Here is a 16,555-nt window from a genome sequence, read left to right on the forward strand (position 1 = left end):
ACGACCACAACACATAGTCGTCTAGACAAGATGCGTTACGGTGCCCGGTTCACTGGAACGCGAACCACTGTGCCACATGTCTTGCCCACTCGTCTATACGAGTATGCATCGGGAGGTGTACGAGTTCAGGAGAAGACGAGACGAGTCGCCGTGTCGAACACCATCCGTGCAGGTCAGGTGGCTGGTAGCTGGTATGCGAGCACGTAGGCGTCCGCGGCCATCACGGTGTCGCAGACCTCGACAGCCCGCCCCTCGGTGTCGAACGCGGTACGCACCAGGTGAATGACAGGCACCCCGGGAGCCAGCCGCAGCGTCTTCACCTCATCCGGTGCCGGCATCCGGGCGCGCACCTCTTCGTCGAAGTGATCCAGGCGGTGCCCCAGCTCCTCCAGCCGGGCGTAGATGCCGCCGGGGCCCGGGTTCGGCTCGGCGATGGGAGTACCGCGGGCGATGTCCAAAGGCAGGAAGGAGGCGGCGAACTCGACCGGCTTCCCGTCCAGCAGATACCGGCGCCGCCGAGCGAGAACCTTCCGCGCCGACCCGAGCCGTGCGGAGATCTCCGGGGTGGAGCGCTCCTCGCGTACGACGAGGTTGTCTACCTCTGGCCGGCTCCCGGCCGCTTCCGCCTCCACCGTGAACGCCGACTTCCCCTGATCCCGATGGCGCCGGGCGAACCGGTCCGAAGCCAGACGCCGTACCGGCGGCCTGGGCCGAACGAAGACACCGCGCCCATGTTCGGCCGAGGCGAGCCCTTCACTCTGAAGGATGGAAAGCGCGTTGCGAACGGTCATCCGGGAGACCCCGAAATGGTCGGTCAGCTCCGCCTCGGACGGCAGCTTGGCTCCCTCCGCGAAACGCCCCTTGTCGATGGCTTCCCGCAGCTGGTCGGCGATCTGCCTGAACACCGCGCGGTCACTGGTGGGGTCCAGCGTCCCGAGAAGCCCGGGAGGGAGAGCCGCCATCATTACTCCTTCAGATATCTAGACGACAGGTCGAGTCCTGTTGCTACGGTGGAGAAGCCTAGCCAGCGAGGGAAAGCCGAGAGACGTGAGCACTACCGAGCGCCCGCACTCCGTGAGTGTCGCGGGAGTCATCATCGACGACCGCGGACGGGCGCTGCTGATCCAGCGCAGGGACAACGGCCACTGGGAGCCACCCGGGGGTGTTCTCGAACCCGGCGAGACCATCTACGAGGCGCTGCAACGCGAAGTCCTCGAAGAGACCGGCGTCAAGATCGCTCTCCCGGCCACCCTCACCGGCGTCTACAAGAACATGACCGGCTTGATCGTCTCCCTCGTCTTCCGCTGCGAAGCGGAAGACGGCGCCCCGACGACCGGCGAGGAGACCTACGCGCTGCGCTGGGCCACGCGTGAAGAGGTCACCGACCTGGCCGATGAGGCTTACGCAATCCGCGTCCTGGATGCCCTGGACGCGGCCTCTCCGCCGGCCGTGCGTGCGCACGACGGCGTGAAACTCGTCTAGCTCTAACTCACTGTCCATAGCGGCCACCAGCACAAAGGAACTTGTATGCACGAGTATATGAGCACAGTGCGGATCTGGGAACTCACCTGCCCCGGACTTCTCGAAGAAGTAGGCCGCGCCCGCCGCTGGACACGCGATGTCCTCAGCGACAGCCCCCACGCCGACGACGCCGCCCTGATCGTCACCGAGCTGAGCGCCAACGCACTCCTCCACAGCGACAGCGGCCTCAGCCAGCACTCGTTCAACCTCACCGTCACCCGCACCCCGCAGGCCATCACGATCACAGTGACCGACTCCGGCGGTGCCCCCACCAGGCCCCACATCCAGCGCCCGCATCGCACGGCCCTGCACGGTCGCGGCCTGGCCCTGGTCGAAGCCCTGGCCGACCGCATGGAAATCCGCAAAGGCGTCCACGGCCACGCCGTCATCGCCACCCTGCAGAGCCCCAAGCCGAGCAACGACGCATGGCACGCGACCACCGCCACCACCAGGGAGCGTCAGCCATGCTGAGACTCCTCCACCCGCAGTCCCCAGCGTCGTTACGGCAGCACAGCACCGTCTACTGGTCAGAAGCCGCCGCCGTCGTCCCACTGGTTAGCACCCACTGGCTCGGCTCCCACTCAGCCACTACGCCACGACTCGCTATGCGATGGCTCCGTAGCCGAGCACAGGACATCGCCGACCAGCTCGACGCCCCGGCAGCGGCACCCGTTGTCCACTGGCTCCAGGACCACGAGGAGCACGAGCACGCCTTACGCCTACTGGCAGTCGGCCGCTCGTATACCTTCACAGCCTTCGAGGACGGCACCCGCTACATACTCACGATCCGTCCCACGCTCAGACTCGCCGTCAACCGGCGCCGCCGACAGCGCACTCAGGGCCGACACCGCGCCCAAGGCCACTGAGTTACAACTTTCTCTACGACTTCAAGGCGGCTCGCTTACGCTCGCCGCGCGCGGCCCGGGCCCCGGCCGGGCCTGCGCTCACGTCTCCGCCCCGCTCCAGCCCGGCCGGCGCCCGTGCCGCGTACACAGCGATCAGCCGGATGACGTCAGAGAAGGGGTACATCGTGGCTGGGGCGGTCGGCTCCGCGGCTTTACGCAGCCACTTTGGCGCGAGCCTCGAAGATCGGGGCCCCACATCGGGCACTGCGGGCAGGCAAGGAGCCAGCCCGATCCGCGAGCGAGCGTAAGGGGCCCCGATCGCTCACGCCAAAGCAGCTCCAGCCCAAAGCCGCTACGCCGACCTTTCCGCACAGCTCTCGCATAGTGAGTAGTCATCATCAACACTCATTTACGCACTTGCACACAGGCTCTGACGAATCAAAGATGGGCAGGCGCTTATTGCCTCATCCAAAAGGATTTCTAGGATTACAGCATGACGACTCTCGTTTATATTTATGGCTTTATTCCATGCGGATGGCTCATATCTCGCCAGCATGGATAGTCCGTACAGTATCGCCCACCATGCAATAATGGGGTGAAGCGGTTTGATGTTCCCTGTGATAGCCGGGAATGCGACACGCATCCCGAGACTTGGGTATGTGAAGGAAATTTTCCGAAGGGCTACATTGCGCGGAAACTCCGAAGGATGATTGAATCCAAAACCCTCGACCGGCAGGCGTTCTTCGAGCTCCATGGCGATCTGCACTCCGCCGTCGTGCGCTTTTTCTATCCTCGGTTTATCACCCCACGAAATGCTGTGCGACTCCCTTCCGGACGATAGCGGTGGTTCTATGGCGGCAAAGCGGTGGCACTTCAAAGATGGATAGTGGCTCAAGTATTCGATTACTTCACGCTCGGCCTCCGCTCCATACCCCCGATGGCCCGCCCAGCCTTTAGTATGGGTGAAGTCGTGGGGTAGTCCCCAAACGAGCGCCGTCGTAGACGTCTTTCCAGTGAAATTGGCATCTTCTATAAATAGAGCCGGATAGGGTGCCAATCGTGAGATTTGCAGCTGGCCGCGCAATTCAGGAATCAGGTACCAGAGCTGCTGCATCGTGACCTTCGCAGGAATCGAAGGTGAGTCGAGAGCCTGAGCAACACGCAAGAGGCTAGGATTCCTGTCAGGCGCCATGGAGCCATGATCTGAAACCGCAATATTTTCGACTGGGCCGCCCAATCCTGTAGCGCGAATCCCGTGCCCACTAAGTGCCCACTCGTTGTTGCTCAGTTTTTGGCTCGCTGCGGTTATCGCCCTACCGGCTTGACTTAATCCATAGAATAGGAGCAAGGGTTTTGATTCATATCCCGCACCCTCTGCCGCTCGAAACAGTTGCTCCGATTGCTCTAATGCAGAGCGGAATGAATCGGTGCGGGCGCTAGTGGGGCATGGGGGATTTGCTCGCAAAGCCCTAAGTTCTATCCAGGCGTCCCGCTTGGTTACTACTTCTAGGTTTTCTGGCTGCCCGCCATCAAACGGATACCATCGCGAGATTGATACCCCCATGCCGAAACCTTTCTGGCGTGCGTTTATCTGTAGAGTGCGATACTTACACATCAGACTGGTTCTCGCCTGCTCTTTTTTCGCTCAGGACGTCCACTCCCGCAGAGACCTAGGGAACAGTGGCCATGATGAGAAGGGCCGGACACGTGCCAGAACCGTGCCAGGTCGTACGGGAAGGCACGGGGAACACCGGGGACAGCCTCGACTGTCAACGGCAGAAGAGGCGAGGCCAGAGCACACGATCTTCCCAAGCTGATGGGTCAGCTGACTGGGCAGCTCTCTTATCTATTGAGTCGTGATCGTCGGCAGGGCAGGATGCCCTCCATGGTCACTCCGTTCATCAACGTCCACGGGAAGGCCGAGGACGGCCCGCACCGCTGTCCCTGCTGTGGCTTCCTGACGCTCGATGAGCGTGGCAACTTCGAGATCTGTCCTGTGTGCTTCTGGGAGGACGACGGGCAGGACGACCACGATGCTGACCGGGTTCGAGGCGGCCCGAACGGCCGGCTCAGCCTCACGGAGGCCCGCCGGAACTTCCATGTGATGGGGGCCTGTGACGAGCGGTGTACCGCGTTCGTACGCGAGCCTCTGCCGGACGAACACCCAGCGGTCTGACATCACCAGCTGACATCAACGAGGGCAGACGGCCGCGGATCCCGGCGCCCTGGACTGGATTCCGAACCGTCTGGAGGGCAGGGCTCTGAGCGGCCCGCAAGGCGCATGGATCGAACTCCTAAAGCGGGTGTCGCAGGTTCGAATCCTGCCGGGGGCACCAGCGCCGCCGACGCGGCAAGCATGACAAAGGCCCAGGTGAGCCGGTATGCGACCGGCTCACCTGGGCCTCACTCATGTGCGGGCACGGATCATGGAGCCGGAGCCGGAGCCGGAGCCGGAGTCGTCATGTCGGATCAGGTGATCTTTTTGGCTCGGACCGTCTTCGTTGCGTGGCTTTCGCTCCTTGCCACGCCCTCGAATCTGCTGGGCCATGTCGGCGGCCATCCGAGTCGATGAGAGGCTATGCGACACTCCCGTGGGAGTCGGGGGGCAGGAATGCTGGATTACCGCACCGCTACGGTGGCTGTCCTAATCGATTCGGGATGGTCATCACCAATGTAATCCGTCAGGCGGTCCTCGGGCCTGCGTACGCAGGTGATCCGCACGCCTGCGTACGGCGTGGGTTGGACCGCACTTGCGGAGATGAACAGCGTCGTAATCACCCCGAATCAATCCTTGGTAGACCGCAACCGCAGGAACAAGGATCTCGACGATCCTTGTTCCTGCGGGTCAGAGCGCATTTTCGCTTACCTGATCAGCCACCCGGCATTGCACTTGGAGAAAGTTCGAGATCAGTAGGAGGCGTGGGGCCCCCGACCTGATCACCGCAGTCCGCCAGGGTCTACGCCAATTCCAATACCGCCACAACGTCCTGGATGGGTTCCTCACCGGCACCGGCCTGCGCACACCACCATGACGCATTCAAGATCAGTACGCACGTGCGCCATCGTGTGTGTCGTCCGCCGGCTGGCGTCCGAGGTGGTAGCCCAGGCGCAATTCGTAGTCGCCCGGCTGATTGCGTCCTGCGGCGGTGGCAGCCGGAAGCCTGCGCTGGGAACCCGGCCAGCCGAAGGAGTGCATGTAGAGGTCGTAGGAGGACTGCAGATCCTCCGCGGACGGCAGCGTGGACCGGTTGACCTGCTGTTTGACGGCGGCGATCGATTCCTTGTCAAAGGAGGCGATCCGGCGGGCCAGGGTGTCGACGAACGCGTCGAGTTCACTGTCGGGGACCGTACGGTTGACCCAGCCGTACCGCTCGGCCAGCTCACCCGAGTAGTCGTCACTGGACAAGGCCACCTCCAGCGCCCGGGCACGGCCGAGCAGCCGGGGCAGATGTTCAAGGCCACCGCCGCCAGGCAGGTTGCCGTTGGCGGTCTCGGGCTGGCAGAACAGCGCCCGCTCACTGGCGAATCGCATGTCCATCGCCTGGATCAGCTCACTGCCGACCCCCCTGACGCGGCCCCTGACCTTGGCGACCGAGACGACCGGCAGACGTGACAGGCGGGTGCTGGCGTCAATCAGGAGCGGGTGGCCGCTGGCGCCCAGTTCCTTGGGAGTCTCAGCCACCCTGGAGGTGTCGTAGTGGTTCAGGAAGTAGTCGCTGTTCGCCGACTCGAACACGGACACCCGCAGCTCCGAAGCAGCCTCCATCTGATCGACCAGTCTCGGAAGCTCGGTGAGCATCTCTGGGGACACCAGGTTGATCGGCGGGCTGTCGAACGTGATCCTCCACAAACGCCTGGTCTCGGCGGTCACAGAGAAATGCGTCCATTTCTTCACGGAATCGTCTCCTTGGCCTGCAGCTCCATACCTCTGATCACACGTTGCCGTGCTGGCCGCCGGGGGTGGCCGTTCTCAGGCCGATTCGCGTGATTATCCGCGCGACAGGGTGATGCGGCCCAGGTCCACGACGGCGCGGCGGACAGATCACGGACACTGGTTCAGCCGATCGGCGCAGTTCAGAAGACTGCGGCAGGCGACATCGCGCGCTGAATCTCAGTAGCCGCCCGTCGCCCCGATCGATCCGGCCTCGGCAACGCCGTACTGCGGCCAGCGGCGTTCGAGGTTTTCTGGGACCCGCCATCCGTATGGCACCGACTCGCACGGACAGCTACGCCGACTGCGGCATAACCGCCCTCTCTCCCGACCGCCGCCGGATCGCGGTGCTCGCGGCCACGAACGCCGGCTGGTGCTGTGACCTATGGTTGCCGCGGTCCCGTGCGTCACGTGGCCCAGGACTCCCAGGACGCCCAGGGCGGCCGACGACGACCATCGGGCGCCCGACCTCACCGCCTCTGACCAGGGAAGACCCAGCTTCCCGAGACCCCTGGCGACACCGGGGCCCAGTACCGATGCTTTCGTTGGCAAGCCTCGCAGCTCACGGATTTCGTGCATGGCGGACATCGTCGTGCCCGCCGCGCACTGCGAGAACGTCTGCGGGGTCCCCATCAAGCGAATGTCCGTCCACCTCAGCCCTCCAGGTTCGGCCATCCATCTCTGTTGGAGTAGCTCTCGAAGCAGTACCGGGTTGAGCGGTCCCACTTCTTTCCGGTAGCGAGTTCGTATGCCTGATCCGGCACGTACAGCAGCCATTCCCCGAGGCACTCGGTGGCGGTGTACGGGGCGAACTTGCCGACGTCGAAGAAGACGCCTTCCCATTCCGCTTGCCCAGCGGCGACGACAGCGCAACGGGCGTACAGGAACCCGTCGCCAGACTGCGGGAATGGCTCGCCGGTCCGGCCCGTCATGTCGGCAACGGGAAGCATCCCGAACTTCTCTTGGTCCAGGCGGTACAGAGCCTCGGCATGTCGTTCCGCGAAGCCGATGATGTCGGGGACGGAACGGCGGCTCAGCTCATCGGCCAGGCACCGGCAACTCGCCTGCGTAGCCCTGCCGTTCAGGGTGGCTATCAGCTCCCAGAAGGCGGCCCATGTCATTCTCACTGGCGCAGCATGCCAGAGCCATCTGACATCCACGGCTGACGTCAACAAGGCTGGAGACGGCGGCATATATCGCAGTATCTCCGGGGCGGCCGTCGGACCAGTCGTCGACGGGGCCGGGCGTTGAACCGTGCAGGCAGGTCGCTCCTGCGTCAGACCGGAGCGGAACCGTAGCGGACGGGGCAACGTGCCGAGTTCGTCCATGCCGTGCCGGTCTTCTCCGTTGCCGAGTGCGCTGTTCAACGTGCCTGTCGAGGCGACCGGTCACATATGGCCGCCCCGTGATCTGTGCGCTGAACAGCATCGATGGCACCATCGCCAACTGGATCACCGGGCTGAGGGCCACCCGGCGCCGGAGACGGCGGCCAGGTGGGAGACCCGCAGCTGAAACGGAAACTGTGGCGAACCCTGGCGAACCAGGGCGGCGAATTCGTCGGGAACGCGCGGCGGGAGACCGCGGCGGGAGACCGCGGCGGGAATCCGACCGACGCGACCCGCCAGTGACGCGGGGCGCGGGGCGCCTATGGGCCGTGGGCACCGTCGTCTGGTGGCCGTCGTGTGGTGGCCGTCATCCGGTGGCCGTCCTCGGGTGGCCGGTGGTCCCTACGGCGGGTGGTCGCTGCGGCCCGCCGGCGTCGAGAAGGGGAAAAGGGAATTGAGCGAGCCTCAGGTCGTCGGAATGACCTCTCCGGATGGGAAGGAGGGGCGGTTCGGCGGCAGGCGCCGGCGGGCCCTGGGGGCGCGCCGGTGGTGGGTTGCTTCCGGCGCTGCCGCGTTGGGCTGCGTGCTGCTCGCGGGCGTCACCCCGGACAGCGCGCAGGCCGACGGCGAGACGCCGGCGGGCATCCTCCAGGCCGGTGCCGAGCAGGGCGTCGCCGACGGTTATCCGGGTGTGATCGGTCTGGTCCGCAGCGGTGACACCACGGAGTACGTGCACGCGGGTGTCGGGGACGTCAGTACCAAGACGGAGGCCGATCCGAAGGCGAAGTTCCGGATCGCCAGTAACACCAAGACCTTCACGGCCACCGTGCTTCTCCAGCTGGAGGGTGAGGGGAAGCTGTCGCTGGACGATTCGGTTGCCAAGTGGCTGCCGGACGCGGTCGACGCCAACGGCTACGACGGCTCGAAGATCACGATGCGTGAACTGCTCAACCACACGTCGAGCCTGCCGGACTACGCGGCGGACGCGCAGCTCAGCAACGCCTACTACAACAACACCGAGCCCGACAAGGCGTGGCAGCCGCAGCAACTGGTGGACGTCGCCCTGCGCCAGCATGCGCCGCAGTCCGCGCCGGGGGAGAAGTTCGGCTACGCGAACACCAACTTCGTCCTCGCCGGCATGGTGATCAAGGCGGTCACCGGCAACGAACCCGGTGACGAGATCCAGCAGCGCATCATCGTGCCGCTCGGCCTGAACGACACGAAATTCGCCACCGATTCCGCCATGTCCGGGAACTACCTGCGCGGTTACTCGTACTCGATCCTCGGCGGCATGCGCGACGTCACCGCGTCCAACATGCAGTTCTTCAGCACCGCAGGGGCCATCGTCTCCACCATGGACGACATGGCCACCTTCCATCGGGCCCTCATGACCGGGAAGCTCCTCGCCCCGGAGCAGCTGGCAGAGCTCAAGACCACGGTGCCCGAGAGCAGTGACGGCAGTACGGAGATCACGGCAGGCCTGGGCATCGGCCGCGTCGAGCTCTCCTGCGGCAAGGTCGCCTGGGGGCACACCGGTGCCGTGCTCGGCTACTACAGCGAGTGGCTGATCAGCGAGGACGGCAACACCGAGGTCGTCCACGCGAACAACGAGGACCACATGCAGAGCGGCACGCGGGGACAGACCGACACCCATGCGGCCCTGGAGAAGGCCTTCTGCGCCGCCGCGTAGGCGCGTCCCCGAGAACGTAGAACGCGCATCGCGCGCAACGTGCACAACGCGCATCGCGCACAACGCACAACAGATATCGGACGGCCGTGCCGGCGCGAGCACGGCCGTCCGCCAGCCGGGGTTCACCGAGGCCCGCCGGCGTCGAGGGCCTCAAGGGCCTCAAGGGCGTCGAGGAAGGGGAAGAAGAGTTGAACGTGTCCCAGGTCACCGGGTGCTCCTTGCCGGACAGGAACGAGGAGCGGTCCGTCGGCGGGCGTCGGCGGTCGCCGGCGGCGCGCCGGAGATGGGTGATGTCCGGCGTCGCCGCTCTGGGCTGCGTGCTGCTGGCGGGCGGCACCGTGAACAGTGCTCAGGCGGCAGACGAGACGCCCTCGGGCATCCTGCAAGCCGGTGCCGAGCAGGCGGTCGCCGACGGTTATCCGGGCGTGATCGGGCTGACCCGCAGCGGTGACACCACGGAGTACGTCCACGCGGGCGTCGGCGACGTCGGCACCAAGACGGCGGCCGATCCGAAGGCGAAGTTCCGCATCGGCAGCAACACCAAGGCGTTCACCGCCGCCGTGCTTCTCCAGCTCGAGGGTGAGGGGAAGCTGTCACTGGACGACTCCGTTGCCAAGTGGCTGCCGGACGCGGTCGACGCGAACGGCTACGACGGCTCCGAGATCACACTGCGCGAGCTGCTCAACCACACGTCGAGCCTGCCCGACTACTTCACCGACCTCGGAGTGCAGAGCGACTACTTCCTCAACCTCACTCCCGACGCCGCGTACCAGCCGCAGCAGCTGGTGGACGTCGCCCTGTCCCAGCACGCGCCGCAGTCCGCGCCGGGGGAGAAGTTCGGCTACGCGAACACCAACTACATCCTGGCCGGCATGGTGATCAAGGCGGTCACCGGCAACGAACCCGGCGAGGAGATCGAAAAGCGCATCATCGAACCACTAGGCCTGAACGACACGAGCTTCCCCACCGATTCCGCCATGTCGGGGAACTACCTGCGGGGTTACGCATACACGGACGTCATCGGCAGGCGCGACGTCACCCGCTCCAACGTGCAGATCGGCGGCTCCGCTGGGGCCATCATCTCCACCCTGGACGACATGGCCACGTTCCAGCGGGCACTGATGGACGGGAAGCTCCTCGCCCCTCAGCAGCTCAAGGAACTCACGACCACGGTGCCGACGAGCAGTGCGGACGAGACCTGGGGGCTGGGCATCGCCCACATGAAGACGCCCTGCGGCACATGGGCCTGGGGACACAACGGTGCCGTGCTCGGTTACTTCAGCGAGTGGCTGATCAGCGACGACGGCAGCACACAGGTCGTCCACGCGAACAACGAGTACCACATGCAGGCCCCCACCAAGGGGCAGACCGACAGTTACCAGGCCATGGGTGACGCCTTCTGCGCCGCGTAGCCCGCAGGCCTTCGGACAGATCCGTCTAACAGATCCGTCCGTAGCCCGCAGGCCTTCGGACAGATCCGTCTAACAGATCCGTCTAACGGATCCGTCTAGGAGGGCGTGCGCATGCGTTCGGCGAGTGCGGCGGGGGACCGGGCCAGGATCAGCGCCGCGGCGCCCAGGACCTCGGCGCGGTCGCCGAGTACTCCGGTGATGACCTTTGCCGTGGTGGCCGCGCCCGCGAGACTGTGCCGGTGGATGGTGGCGCGGATCGGGTCCAGCAGCACCTCGCCCGCCGCAGCCAGCTCACCGCCGACGACGACCAGTTCGGGGTTGAGGACGTTCACGACCGTGGACAGGGCCAGCCCGACAGCCTCACCGGCGTCGGCCACGGCCCGAAGGGCTCGCCGGTCGCCGGCCGCGATCAGGCTGAGCAACTGGTCGCCGGCCGGCCGATCGACGACATGCTCGAGCTGCCGCGCCACCGCGACGGGGCTCGCAACCGTCTCCAGGCAGCCTCGGTTGCCGCACTGGCAGATCAGGCCGTCGGGCTTGACACAGACGTGGCCGATCTCACCGGCAATGCCGCGGGCGCCGCGGTAGGGCTGACCGGCGAGGATGAGTCCCGCGCCCACACCGGCCGAGAGCCGGATGTAGATCATGTCGTTGACGCCCTGACCAGCGCCGAAGACGTTCTCGCCGAGGGCGCCGACGTCGGCATCGTTGGCCAGTTGTACGGCCACGCCGAGACGCTTGCGCATCTCGGTCGCCGGGACGACGCCCTGCCAACCCGGGAGAATTCCGTCCGCCCTGATCTCGCCGGTACCCGGGTCGATCGGTGCGGCCACCCCGATGCCGGCGCCGAGCACCCGTTGCGGGGCGACAGCCGCGTCCCGCAACGCCCGTCGAACCAGGTCGTGTGCGAGGTCCAGAGTTGCCGACGACGCCTCGTCGACCTGTGCCGGAGACCACTGTTCGGCAACCGGTTCGCCAGCGAGATCACAGATGATCACGCGCACGTGCTGGTGGCCGATATCGATGCCTATCGCGAATGCCGCGGCCGGCACGAGGGAGAGCAGCGTGGGCCGTCGCCCGGTGCCGCGGCGGCGTTGCTCCTCGTCGGGAGCCTCGTGCTCGCGGATCAGCTCGGCGCGATCGAGCTCCTCGGCCACGCTGGACACGGTGCCGCGCGACAGTCCGGTGCGTCGGGCGATGTCGGTCCGGCTACAGCCTGGATGGAGGTAGATCGACTCGATCACTCGCAGCCGGTTGAGGTCGCGCACACCGAGCGACGGCGGTGGAGGCGGCACGCCAACTGGCTGGTTCACGGGGAGAAGGTTAGTTCAACGCCGATGCCGTTGAGATCGACACGGCAGCACGCGGAAGGCGGGGTGGCGGAGGGGGCATGGCCCTGGTGCTGCCCCGCGTGGGCGGCGGAGGCGTCCTCGGTGAAGTGGCGTCTCTGACGTGGTGGAGCCCGCTCTGATGTGGCGGAAGTCCGCGGTGCTGGTGCTGGTGCTGGTGCTGGTGCTGGTCCTCGTCCACGTCCTCGTCCACGTCCTCGTCCGGTGGGCTTCCAGTCTGGTCACGGCGTAGACGCTCGCGCGATGCTCGTGCCTGCGTGCCTGCGTGCCTGCGTGCCTGCGTGCCTGCGTGCCTGCCGGTCGGCCGGCGGCGGTGGACGTGGACCGCGAGCCTGGCGTAGCGCCAGGCGAACGCCGACAGCGGGCTGTCCTTCACGTCAAAGACCTGCCGAGCTGTCCATCACGTCAAAGACCCGCACAAGCACGAGGCTTGACGTCACCCCGTGAGTGGTCTTCTTTCAACTTTTGCCTAAAGAACTCCCGTTGGGGAGTAGTCCCGTTGACTTGGCGGCAAAGTTGCGCGTAATGTCCCCGGCCGCCGATCTAAGTAGAGCGAAGGTGAACCATGCGAAATGGTCGTGACTCGCGGTGGATCGCATCCACCGGTGGACGGCAGGTGGATGGTGCGGCTGGCCGGGCTGCGCGCCTGACGCGCCGGACGTTGCTCGGGACGGGGGGAGCCGTGGTCGCGGCGCTGTCCCTGGGCAACGCGGGATCGGCCTTTGCGGCGCCGACGAACTCCGGCACGTCGCGGGGCGAGGTTCCTTTCGGTCCGGTCACCGTGGCCGACCCGGGGTCCGGTGCGGCGTACGCGCGAGCCGTGCGGCTCAGCGAGCTGGGACCGGGCGGGTCGCGGACTCTGCTGGCGACATTCCAGCAGTTCGACTCCGGGAATCCGGGTGGGTTCCCGATCTTCCGGAGCGACGACGGCGGCCGTACCTGGCTTCAGCGCGGCAATGTGCCCGACAACGGGGAGCCCGGAAGGATCTGGTTGCAGCCGTTCCTGTACGAGTTGCCGCGCGCCTTCGCCGGTCTCCCGAAGGGCGCGGTGTTGTGCGCCGGCAACTCGCTGGATTCTTCGAGCACCCGGATCGTGCTGTACGCGAGCGTCGACCGTGGCCTGACCTGGCAGTACCTGAGCACGGTGGCGGAGGGGGGCCCGCCCAGGGCGGAGAACGGCTACACGCCCGTGTGGGAGCCGTTCCTGCTGCTGCACCGTGACCGGCTCGTCTGCTACTACTCTGACCAGCGAGACCCGAGTTACGGGCAGAAGCTGGCGCATCAGACCAGTACGGACCTGCGGCACTGGGGGCCGGTCGTCGACGATGCCGTGGGCGCGGAGTACAGCCAGCGACCGGGCATGACCACCGTCGCGCAAGTGCATCGCAGTCTCTGGATCATGACCTACGAGTTCGGTGTCTCGGACACCTACTACCCCGTGCGCTACAAGCTCGCCCGGGATCCGGAGTCGTTCGGCCCGTCCCCGGCGCAGGAGCTCATCGACCAGGACGGGTACGCCCCGTCGGCCGCCCCGACCGTGGCGTGGTCGGATTCCGGTGGCCCCCAGGGCACCATCGTCGTGAGCGCCAACAGCGACCAGGACTTCTTCGTCAACCGGGCCCTCGGTGATCCCGACAAGTGGACGCGGTTGTCTTCGGCGATGCCACGGGGCTACAGCCGGTTTGCCATCCCGTTGGCAGGCCCGGGATCGTGGCGCCAACCAGGCCTCGTCTTCGTCGTGACCGGCGCACCCTACGACGAACAGGCTCCGATCCAGGCCGGCGTCATACAGCTGGACTGACGGCGAACCGGCCTCGTTCGATCGATCACGGATCCAGGCGGTGCATGCCCGCTCCCGCGGCGCCTACCGCGCTCCCGCGTGCGATTGCCGGGCGTGCCGCGCTTGGCATGCTTGCCGCGTGTGAGCTGGGAGAACGTGCCCGGCGTAGCGTTGCTCACGTGGGAAGCGTGCGTCTGCGCGCCGGCGACTCCAGCCAGGCTGCCCCCATCCCGGGCCTGCCTCGATGCGCTTCCTCAACCATCTCAAGAAGCTGCTGGGTGAAAGGCACTGTTGCGCCTTCGGCCCGGGGTGCCTGTGGTCGGTGGCGTCAGTCGACGGCCGAGACGGTGACGTGGGTGTCCTGGGGGAGGGCGATGGGGCCGCCGTCGATGTCGGTGATGGTCTGGGAGTACTTCTCGCCGGGGGTGGTGACGACGAGCTCGTCGAACTCGGTGAGATCGCTGCCGGGTGCGGCGTGCGCGGGGTAGGAGAGGTGGAAGACGGCCATGTCACCGGGCTTGAGGGTGACGAGGCCGGCGGGTTCGTCGGCGGCCTGGGTGTGCAGGATGACGTCGTCGGTGTTGCCGAGGTCGACCTCGGGGAAGCCCTTCATGGTGCAGGTCTGCTTGCCGTCGTTGGAGATCTGGACATCGGTCCTGCCCTTCGCCTCGGGTGAGACGGCGGCGTACATGTTCAGGTCGTCCGTGCGGCAGGTGGCGTCCTGGGCGCCGGAGGAACCGCCGCCGTCCTCCGGGTTCGTGACGTTGTCGTCGTTCTTGGCGGCCGGGCTGCCGGCGGTGGGCGAGCCGGCGTCGGAGGAAGCGGAGCCCTTCTGGCCCGCCGGCACGGAGGCGCTCGACGTGGGCGTGGTGCCGGAGGCGTTGGTGTCGTCGGGGTTGCAGGCTGTCAGGGACAGACCGGCGGCGAGGGCTACGAGGGCGACGATCGAGAGCTTCTTGTTGCGGCGCATGGGGTTCTCCGTGGCTCGGGTTCCGGCCCGCCCGGTGCGGGCCCTTGTGCGCTGACAGAGGAGCCCGTGGTGGGACGCGTTAGCACCCGAGGTGGACGAGGACAGTCCCGTGACAGAGCGATGGTCCGACCGCGACATTCGAAACTCGACGAATGCAGGCGGTCATCAGACCTCGCGCCGCAGCGCCCGCAGGTCGCCGATACCGGTCACCGTGGCGAGCAGGAACGGGGCGAGCGCAAGAGCCGTGTGCCGCGAAGACGACGACCTGACTCGGTTCCCAGCTCGTCGGAGAGGTCACCGTCTCACCGGCGCACAGCGTCGTGGCGTCCGCCCCGTCCCGGTCGTAATTCGGGTGGTGGCTCGTCCAGCGGGGCGCTCCACCTGGGCCCCAGAAGCCTGCCAGCAGGGGCCGGCCGGGACTGAGGGCAGCCTCTAAGGAGATTCGCGTTCCGACCTGCTCAACTGATCGTGTGCTCACTGCTCGCGCATGTCCGCCCCGCTGCCCTCCACGTCCCGACCTTCGTCTGCTGGCGACGCATCCGCCCTATAGGCCTTCTTCACGCGCCGCCATGCCGCAATCACATCCGGGAGCTGGTCAAGTAGTCCCCGTATGACAAACAGCAGGATGGTTACCACGCCGGAAGTGGCCAGCAAAGAGAGAATGATCTGAGAATCCACCCGGTCGACACCTTCTGGATTGGCGGTCGAACTCGGGTGAATCCACTCAGCTCGACCGTAACTTAAAACGGTCAGAACTGAGATCCACGCCGACAGTAAAACTCAGGGTCCTGCAAGAGGGAGTTGTCAGGTGGCGTGCCCAGTGGGTGCCACAGACGGATGGCGGAGGCAGGAGTCCGGGTCGTGGTTCACGGATCATCCAGTTCCCATGCGACATGTCGGCTCGCACCGGAATGGACCTGCTACTCGTACGTTATCAGCAAGGGTCACCCCTAGCGCGGATCAACGGATTGAGCTGACACTCATATTGGGTCTGTGTTAAGGGTCCTCCCCGACGATGTCCACACACGAGCGTCCTACCGAGGAGCCAATCGTTGTCGTGATGGACGACGTGAGGTCTTGGACGAGCGCAATGCCGGCGCGCGCTGCGGAACCTGCTGGAGCATGGCTTTGTGTTACACGCGGGAGCGGCGGATGCGCGAGCGGTGCGAGCGTGCCTGCCCGTTATTGCCTGGCATTACCTGGTGTATTACCTGGTGTATTACCTGGCATTACCCGGTGCGCGACTACCGGGCGCGCGGTCGGCACGACAGCGTATGAAGTAGTCGTTGGCTGCGGGGAGGAACATCAGCACCACCGCGGAGAGCACCGCCGCTACGTGTGTCGCCCGGCTGGCCCCGAAGAGGAGATCCATCGCTCCGGCCTCCGCCAGCTCCGTTCCAAGGGTGCGGCCCTGCGCCAGCGCCTGGATCGGCTCGATCACCATTGATGCCGTACCCACCACACCGAGGCCGAGCGTCAGGACGGTCCGGGCCCAGCCGTGGCCGCGGCGCATGTGGAGCGCGACCAGGAGCGCGGCGGTGAAGACGGGCAGCCGCACTGCGAGGCCCACCGCGATCTCAGCCGCGGAGTCCGAACCGCCGGCCAGGTACCTCCCCACGGCCAGGGCCGCCTCGAACACGCCGGCGGCGACAGCCGTCACCCATAGCGCGCAGGCGATGCGGACCGGCGCGGGCGGCGCGGGCGGTGCGTGGCCATCGGGTGGTGCGGGCGG

Annotated in this window: 15 protein-coding genes; 7 read left to right on the forward strand and 8 right to left on the reverse strand. The window is 66.2% G+C overall.

The features are described 5' to 3' along the window. Positions 1-173: 173 nt before the first annotated feature. Positions 174-962, reverse strand: a complete 789-nt coding sequence (locus NQO67_RS13570; RefSeq protein ID WP_255950159.1) for a GntR family transcriptional regulator — start codon at positions 960-962, stop codon at positions 174-176. Positions 963-1,074: 112 nt separating this feature from the next. On the opposite strand from NQO67_RS13570, the gene NQO67_RS13575 reads away from it, so the two are divergent. Then, positions 1,075-1,482: an NUDIX hydrolase gene (locus tag NQO67_RS13575; protein WP_255950389.1), complete on the forward strand. Its 408-nt coding sequence runs from the start codon at positions 1,075-1,077 to the stop codon at positions 1,480-1,482. A 57-nt stretch (positions 1,483-1,539) separates the two neighbouring features. Further along, positions 1,540-1,992 carry an ATP-binding protein gene (locus NQO67_RS13580; protein ID WP_255950160.1) on the forward strand — a complete coding sequence of 151 codons (453 nt, stop codon included), beginning with the start codon at positions 1,540-1,542 and terminating at the stop codon, positions 1,990-1,992. Between the two features lie 783 nt (positions 1,993-2,775). On the opposite strand, the gene NQO67_RS44560 is transcribed toward NQO67_RS13580, so the two are convergent. Further along, positions 2,776-3,981, reverse strand: coding sequence for a YaaC family protein (locus NQO67_RS44560; protein ID WP_374118980.1), 1,206 nt, complete (start codon positions 3,979-3,981; stop codon positions 2,776-2,778). A 270-nt stretch (positions 3,982-4,251) separates the two neighbouring features. Here NQO67_RS44560 and NQO67_RS13590 point away from each other — a divergent pair, with 270 nt between their 5' ends. Continuing rightward, positions 4,252-4,542, forward strand: a complete 291-nt coding sequence (locus NQO67_RS13590; protein WP_255950162.1) for a CPCC family cysteine-rich protein — start codon at positions 4,252-4,254, stop codon at positions 4,540-4,542. 867 nt (positions 4,543-5,409) lie between these two features. Here the strand turns inward: NQO67_RS13590 and NQO67_RS13600 are convergent. Together NQO67_RS13600 and NQO67_RS13605 are read right to left on the reverse strand one after the other, a co-directional pair. Then, positions 5,410-6,261, reverse strand: a complete 852-nt coding sequence (locus NQO67_RS13600) for an enoyl-CoA hydratase/isomerase family protein (RefSeq protein ID WP_255950163.1) — start codon at positions 6,259-6,261, stop codon at positions 5,410-5,412. Positions 6,262-6,950: 689 nt separating this feature from the next. Next, positions 6,951-7,418 (reverse strand): DUF4240 domain-containing protein, encoded by a 468-nt coding sequence (locus NQO67_RS13605; RefSeq protein WP_255950390.1) that lies wholly within the window; start codon positions 7,416-7,418, stop codon positions 6,951-6,953. Positions 7,419-8,100: 682 nt separating this feature from the next. Between NQO67_RS13605 and NQO67_RS13610 the strand changes: the two genes are divergently transcribed. Both NQO67_RS13610 and NQO67_RS13615 read left to right on the forward strand, forming a co-directional pair. After that, positions 8,101-9,312 (forward strand): serine hydrolase domain-containing protein, encoded by a 1,212-nt coding sequence (locus NQO67_RS13610; protein ID WP_255950164.1) that lies wholly within the window; start codon positions 8,101-8,103, stop codon positions 9,310-9,312. Between the two features lie 290 nt (positions 9,313-9,602). Beyond that, complete coding sequence (locus NQO67_RS13615) at positions 9,603-10,724, forward strand: serine hydrolase domain-containing protein (RefSeq protein WP_255950165.1); 1,122 nt, start codon at positions 9,603-9,605, stop codon at positions 10,722-10,724. A gap of 95 nt (positions 10,725-10,819) precedes the next feature. On the opposite strand, the gene NQO67_RS13620 is transcribed toward NQO67_RS13615, so the two are convergent. Then, a complete protein-coding gene (locus NQO67_RS13620; protein WP_255950166.1) occupies positions 10,820-12,037 on the reverse strand; it encodes an ROK family transcriptional regulator in 1,218 nt (405 codons plus the stop codon). Positions 12,038-12,176: 139 nt separating this feature from the next. Here NQO67_RS13620 and NQO67_RS13625 point away from each other — a divergent pair, with 139 nt between their 5' ends. After that, positions 12,177-12,305, forward strand: coding sequence for a hypothetical protein (locus NQO67_RS13625; RefSeq protein WP_255950168.1), 129 nt, complete (start codon positions 12,177-12,179; stop codon positions 12,303-12,305). 450 nt (positions 12,306-12,755) lie between these two features. Continuing rightward, a complete protein-coding gene (locus NQO67_RS13630) occupies positions 12,756-13,874 on the forward strand; it encodes a sialidase family protein (protein WP_255950169.1) in 1,119 nt (372 codons plus the stop codon). Between the two features lie 307 nt (positions 13,875-14,181). Here NQO67_RS13630 and NQO67_RS13635 read toward each other — a convergent pair whose 3' ends face one another. The 3 genes from NQO67_RS13635 to NQO67_RS13645 form a co-directional block, all read right to left on the reverse strand. Beyond that, positions 14,182-14,823 (reverse strand): DUF4232 domain-containing protein, encoded by a 642-nt coding sequence (locus tag NQO67_RS13635; RefSeq protein WP_255950170.1) that lies wholly within the window; start codon positions 14,821-14,823, stop codon positions 14,182-14,184. 474 nt (positions 14,824-15,297) lie between these two features. Then, the gene (locus NQO67_RS13640; RefSeq protein WP_255950171.1) at positions 15,298-15,501 is read right to left on the reverse strand and encodes a hypothetical protein; all 204 of its coding nucleotides are present in this window, start codon (positions 15,499-15,501) and stop codon (positions 15,298-15,300) included. A gap of 541 nt (positions 15,502-16,042) precedes the next feature. Further along, the gene (locus NQO67_RS13645; RefSeq protein ID WP_255950172.1) at positions 16,043-16,483 is read right to left on the reverse strand and encodes a hypothetical protein; all 441 of its coding nucleotides are present in this window, start codon (positions 16,481-16,483) and stop codon (positions 16,043-16,045) included. Positions 16,484-16,555 lie beyond the last annotated feature (72 nt).

The sequence above is a fragment of the Streptomyces odontomachi genome (genome assembly GCF_024435355.1).
Lineage (GTDB): Bacteria > Actinomycetota > Actinomycetes > Streptomycetales > Streptomycetaceae > Streptomyces > Streptomyces odontomachi.

What these genes read in the sequence shown, in the direction of transcription:
- NQO67_RS13610 (WP_255950164.1), top strand. Translation starts at nt 8,101, where the DNA reads ATGACCTCTCCGGATGGGAAGGAGGGGCGGTTCGGCGGCAGGCGCCGG.
- NQO67_RS44560 (WP_374118980.1), bottom strand. Translation starts at nt 3,981, where the DNA reads ATGTGTAAGTATCGCACTCTACAGATAAACGCACGCCAGAAAGGTTTC.
- NQO67_RS13580 (WP_255950160.1), top strand. Translation starts at nt 1,540, where the DNA reads ATGAGCACAGTGCGGATCTGGGAACTCACCTGCCCCGGACTTCTCGAA.
- NQO67_RS13590 (WP_255950162.1), top strand. Translation starts at nt 4,252, where the DNA reads ATGGTCACTCCGTTCATCAACGTCCACGGGAAGGCCGAGGACGGCCCG.
- NQO67_RS13615 (WP_255950165.1), top strand. Translation starts at nt 9,603, where the DNA reads ATGTCCGGCGTCGCCGCTCTGGGCTGCGTGCTGCTGGCGGGCGGCACC.
- NQO67_RS13570 (WP_255950159.1), bottom strand. Translation starts at nt 962, where the DNA reads ATGGCGGCTCTCCCTCCCGGGCTTCTCGGGACGCTGGACCCCACCAGT.
- NQO67_RS13635 (WP_255950170.1), bottom strand. Translation starts at nt 14,823, where the DNA reads ATGCGCCGCAACAAGAAGCTCTCGATCGTCGCCCTCGTAGCCCTCGCC.
- NQO67_RS13605 (WP_255950390.1), bottom strand. Translation starts at nt 7,418, where the DNA reads ATGACATGGGCCGCCTTCTGGGAGCTGATAGCCACCCTGAACGGCAGG.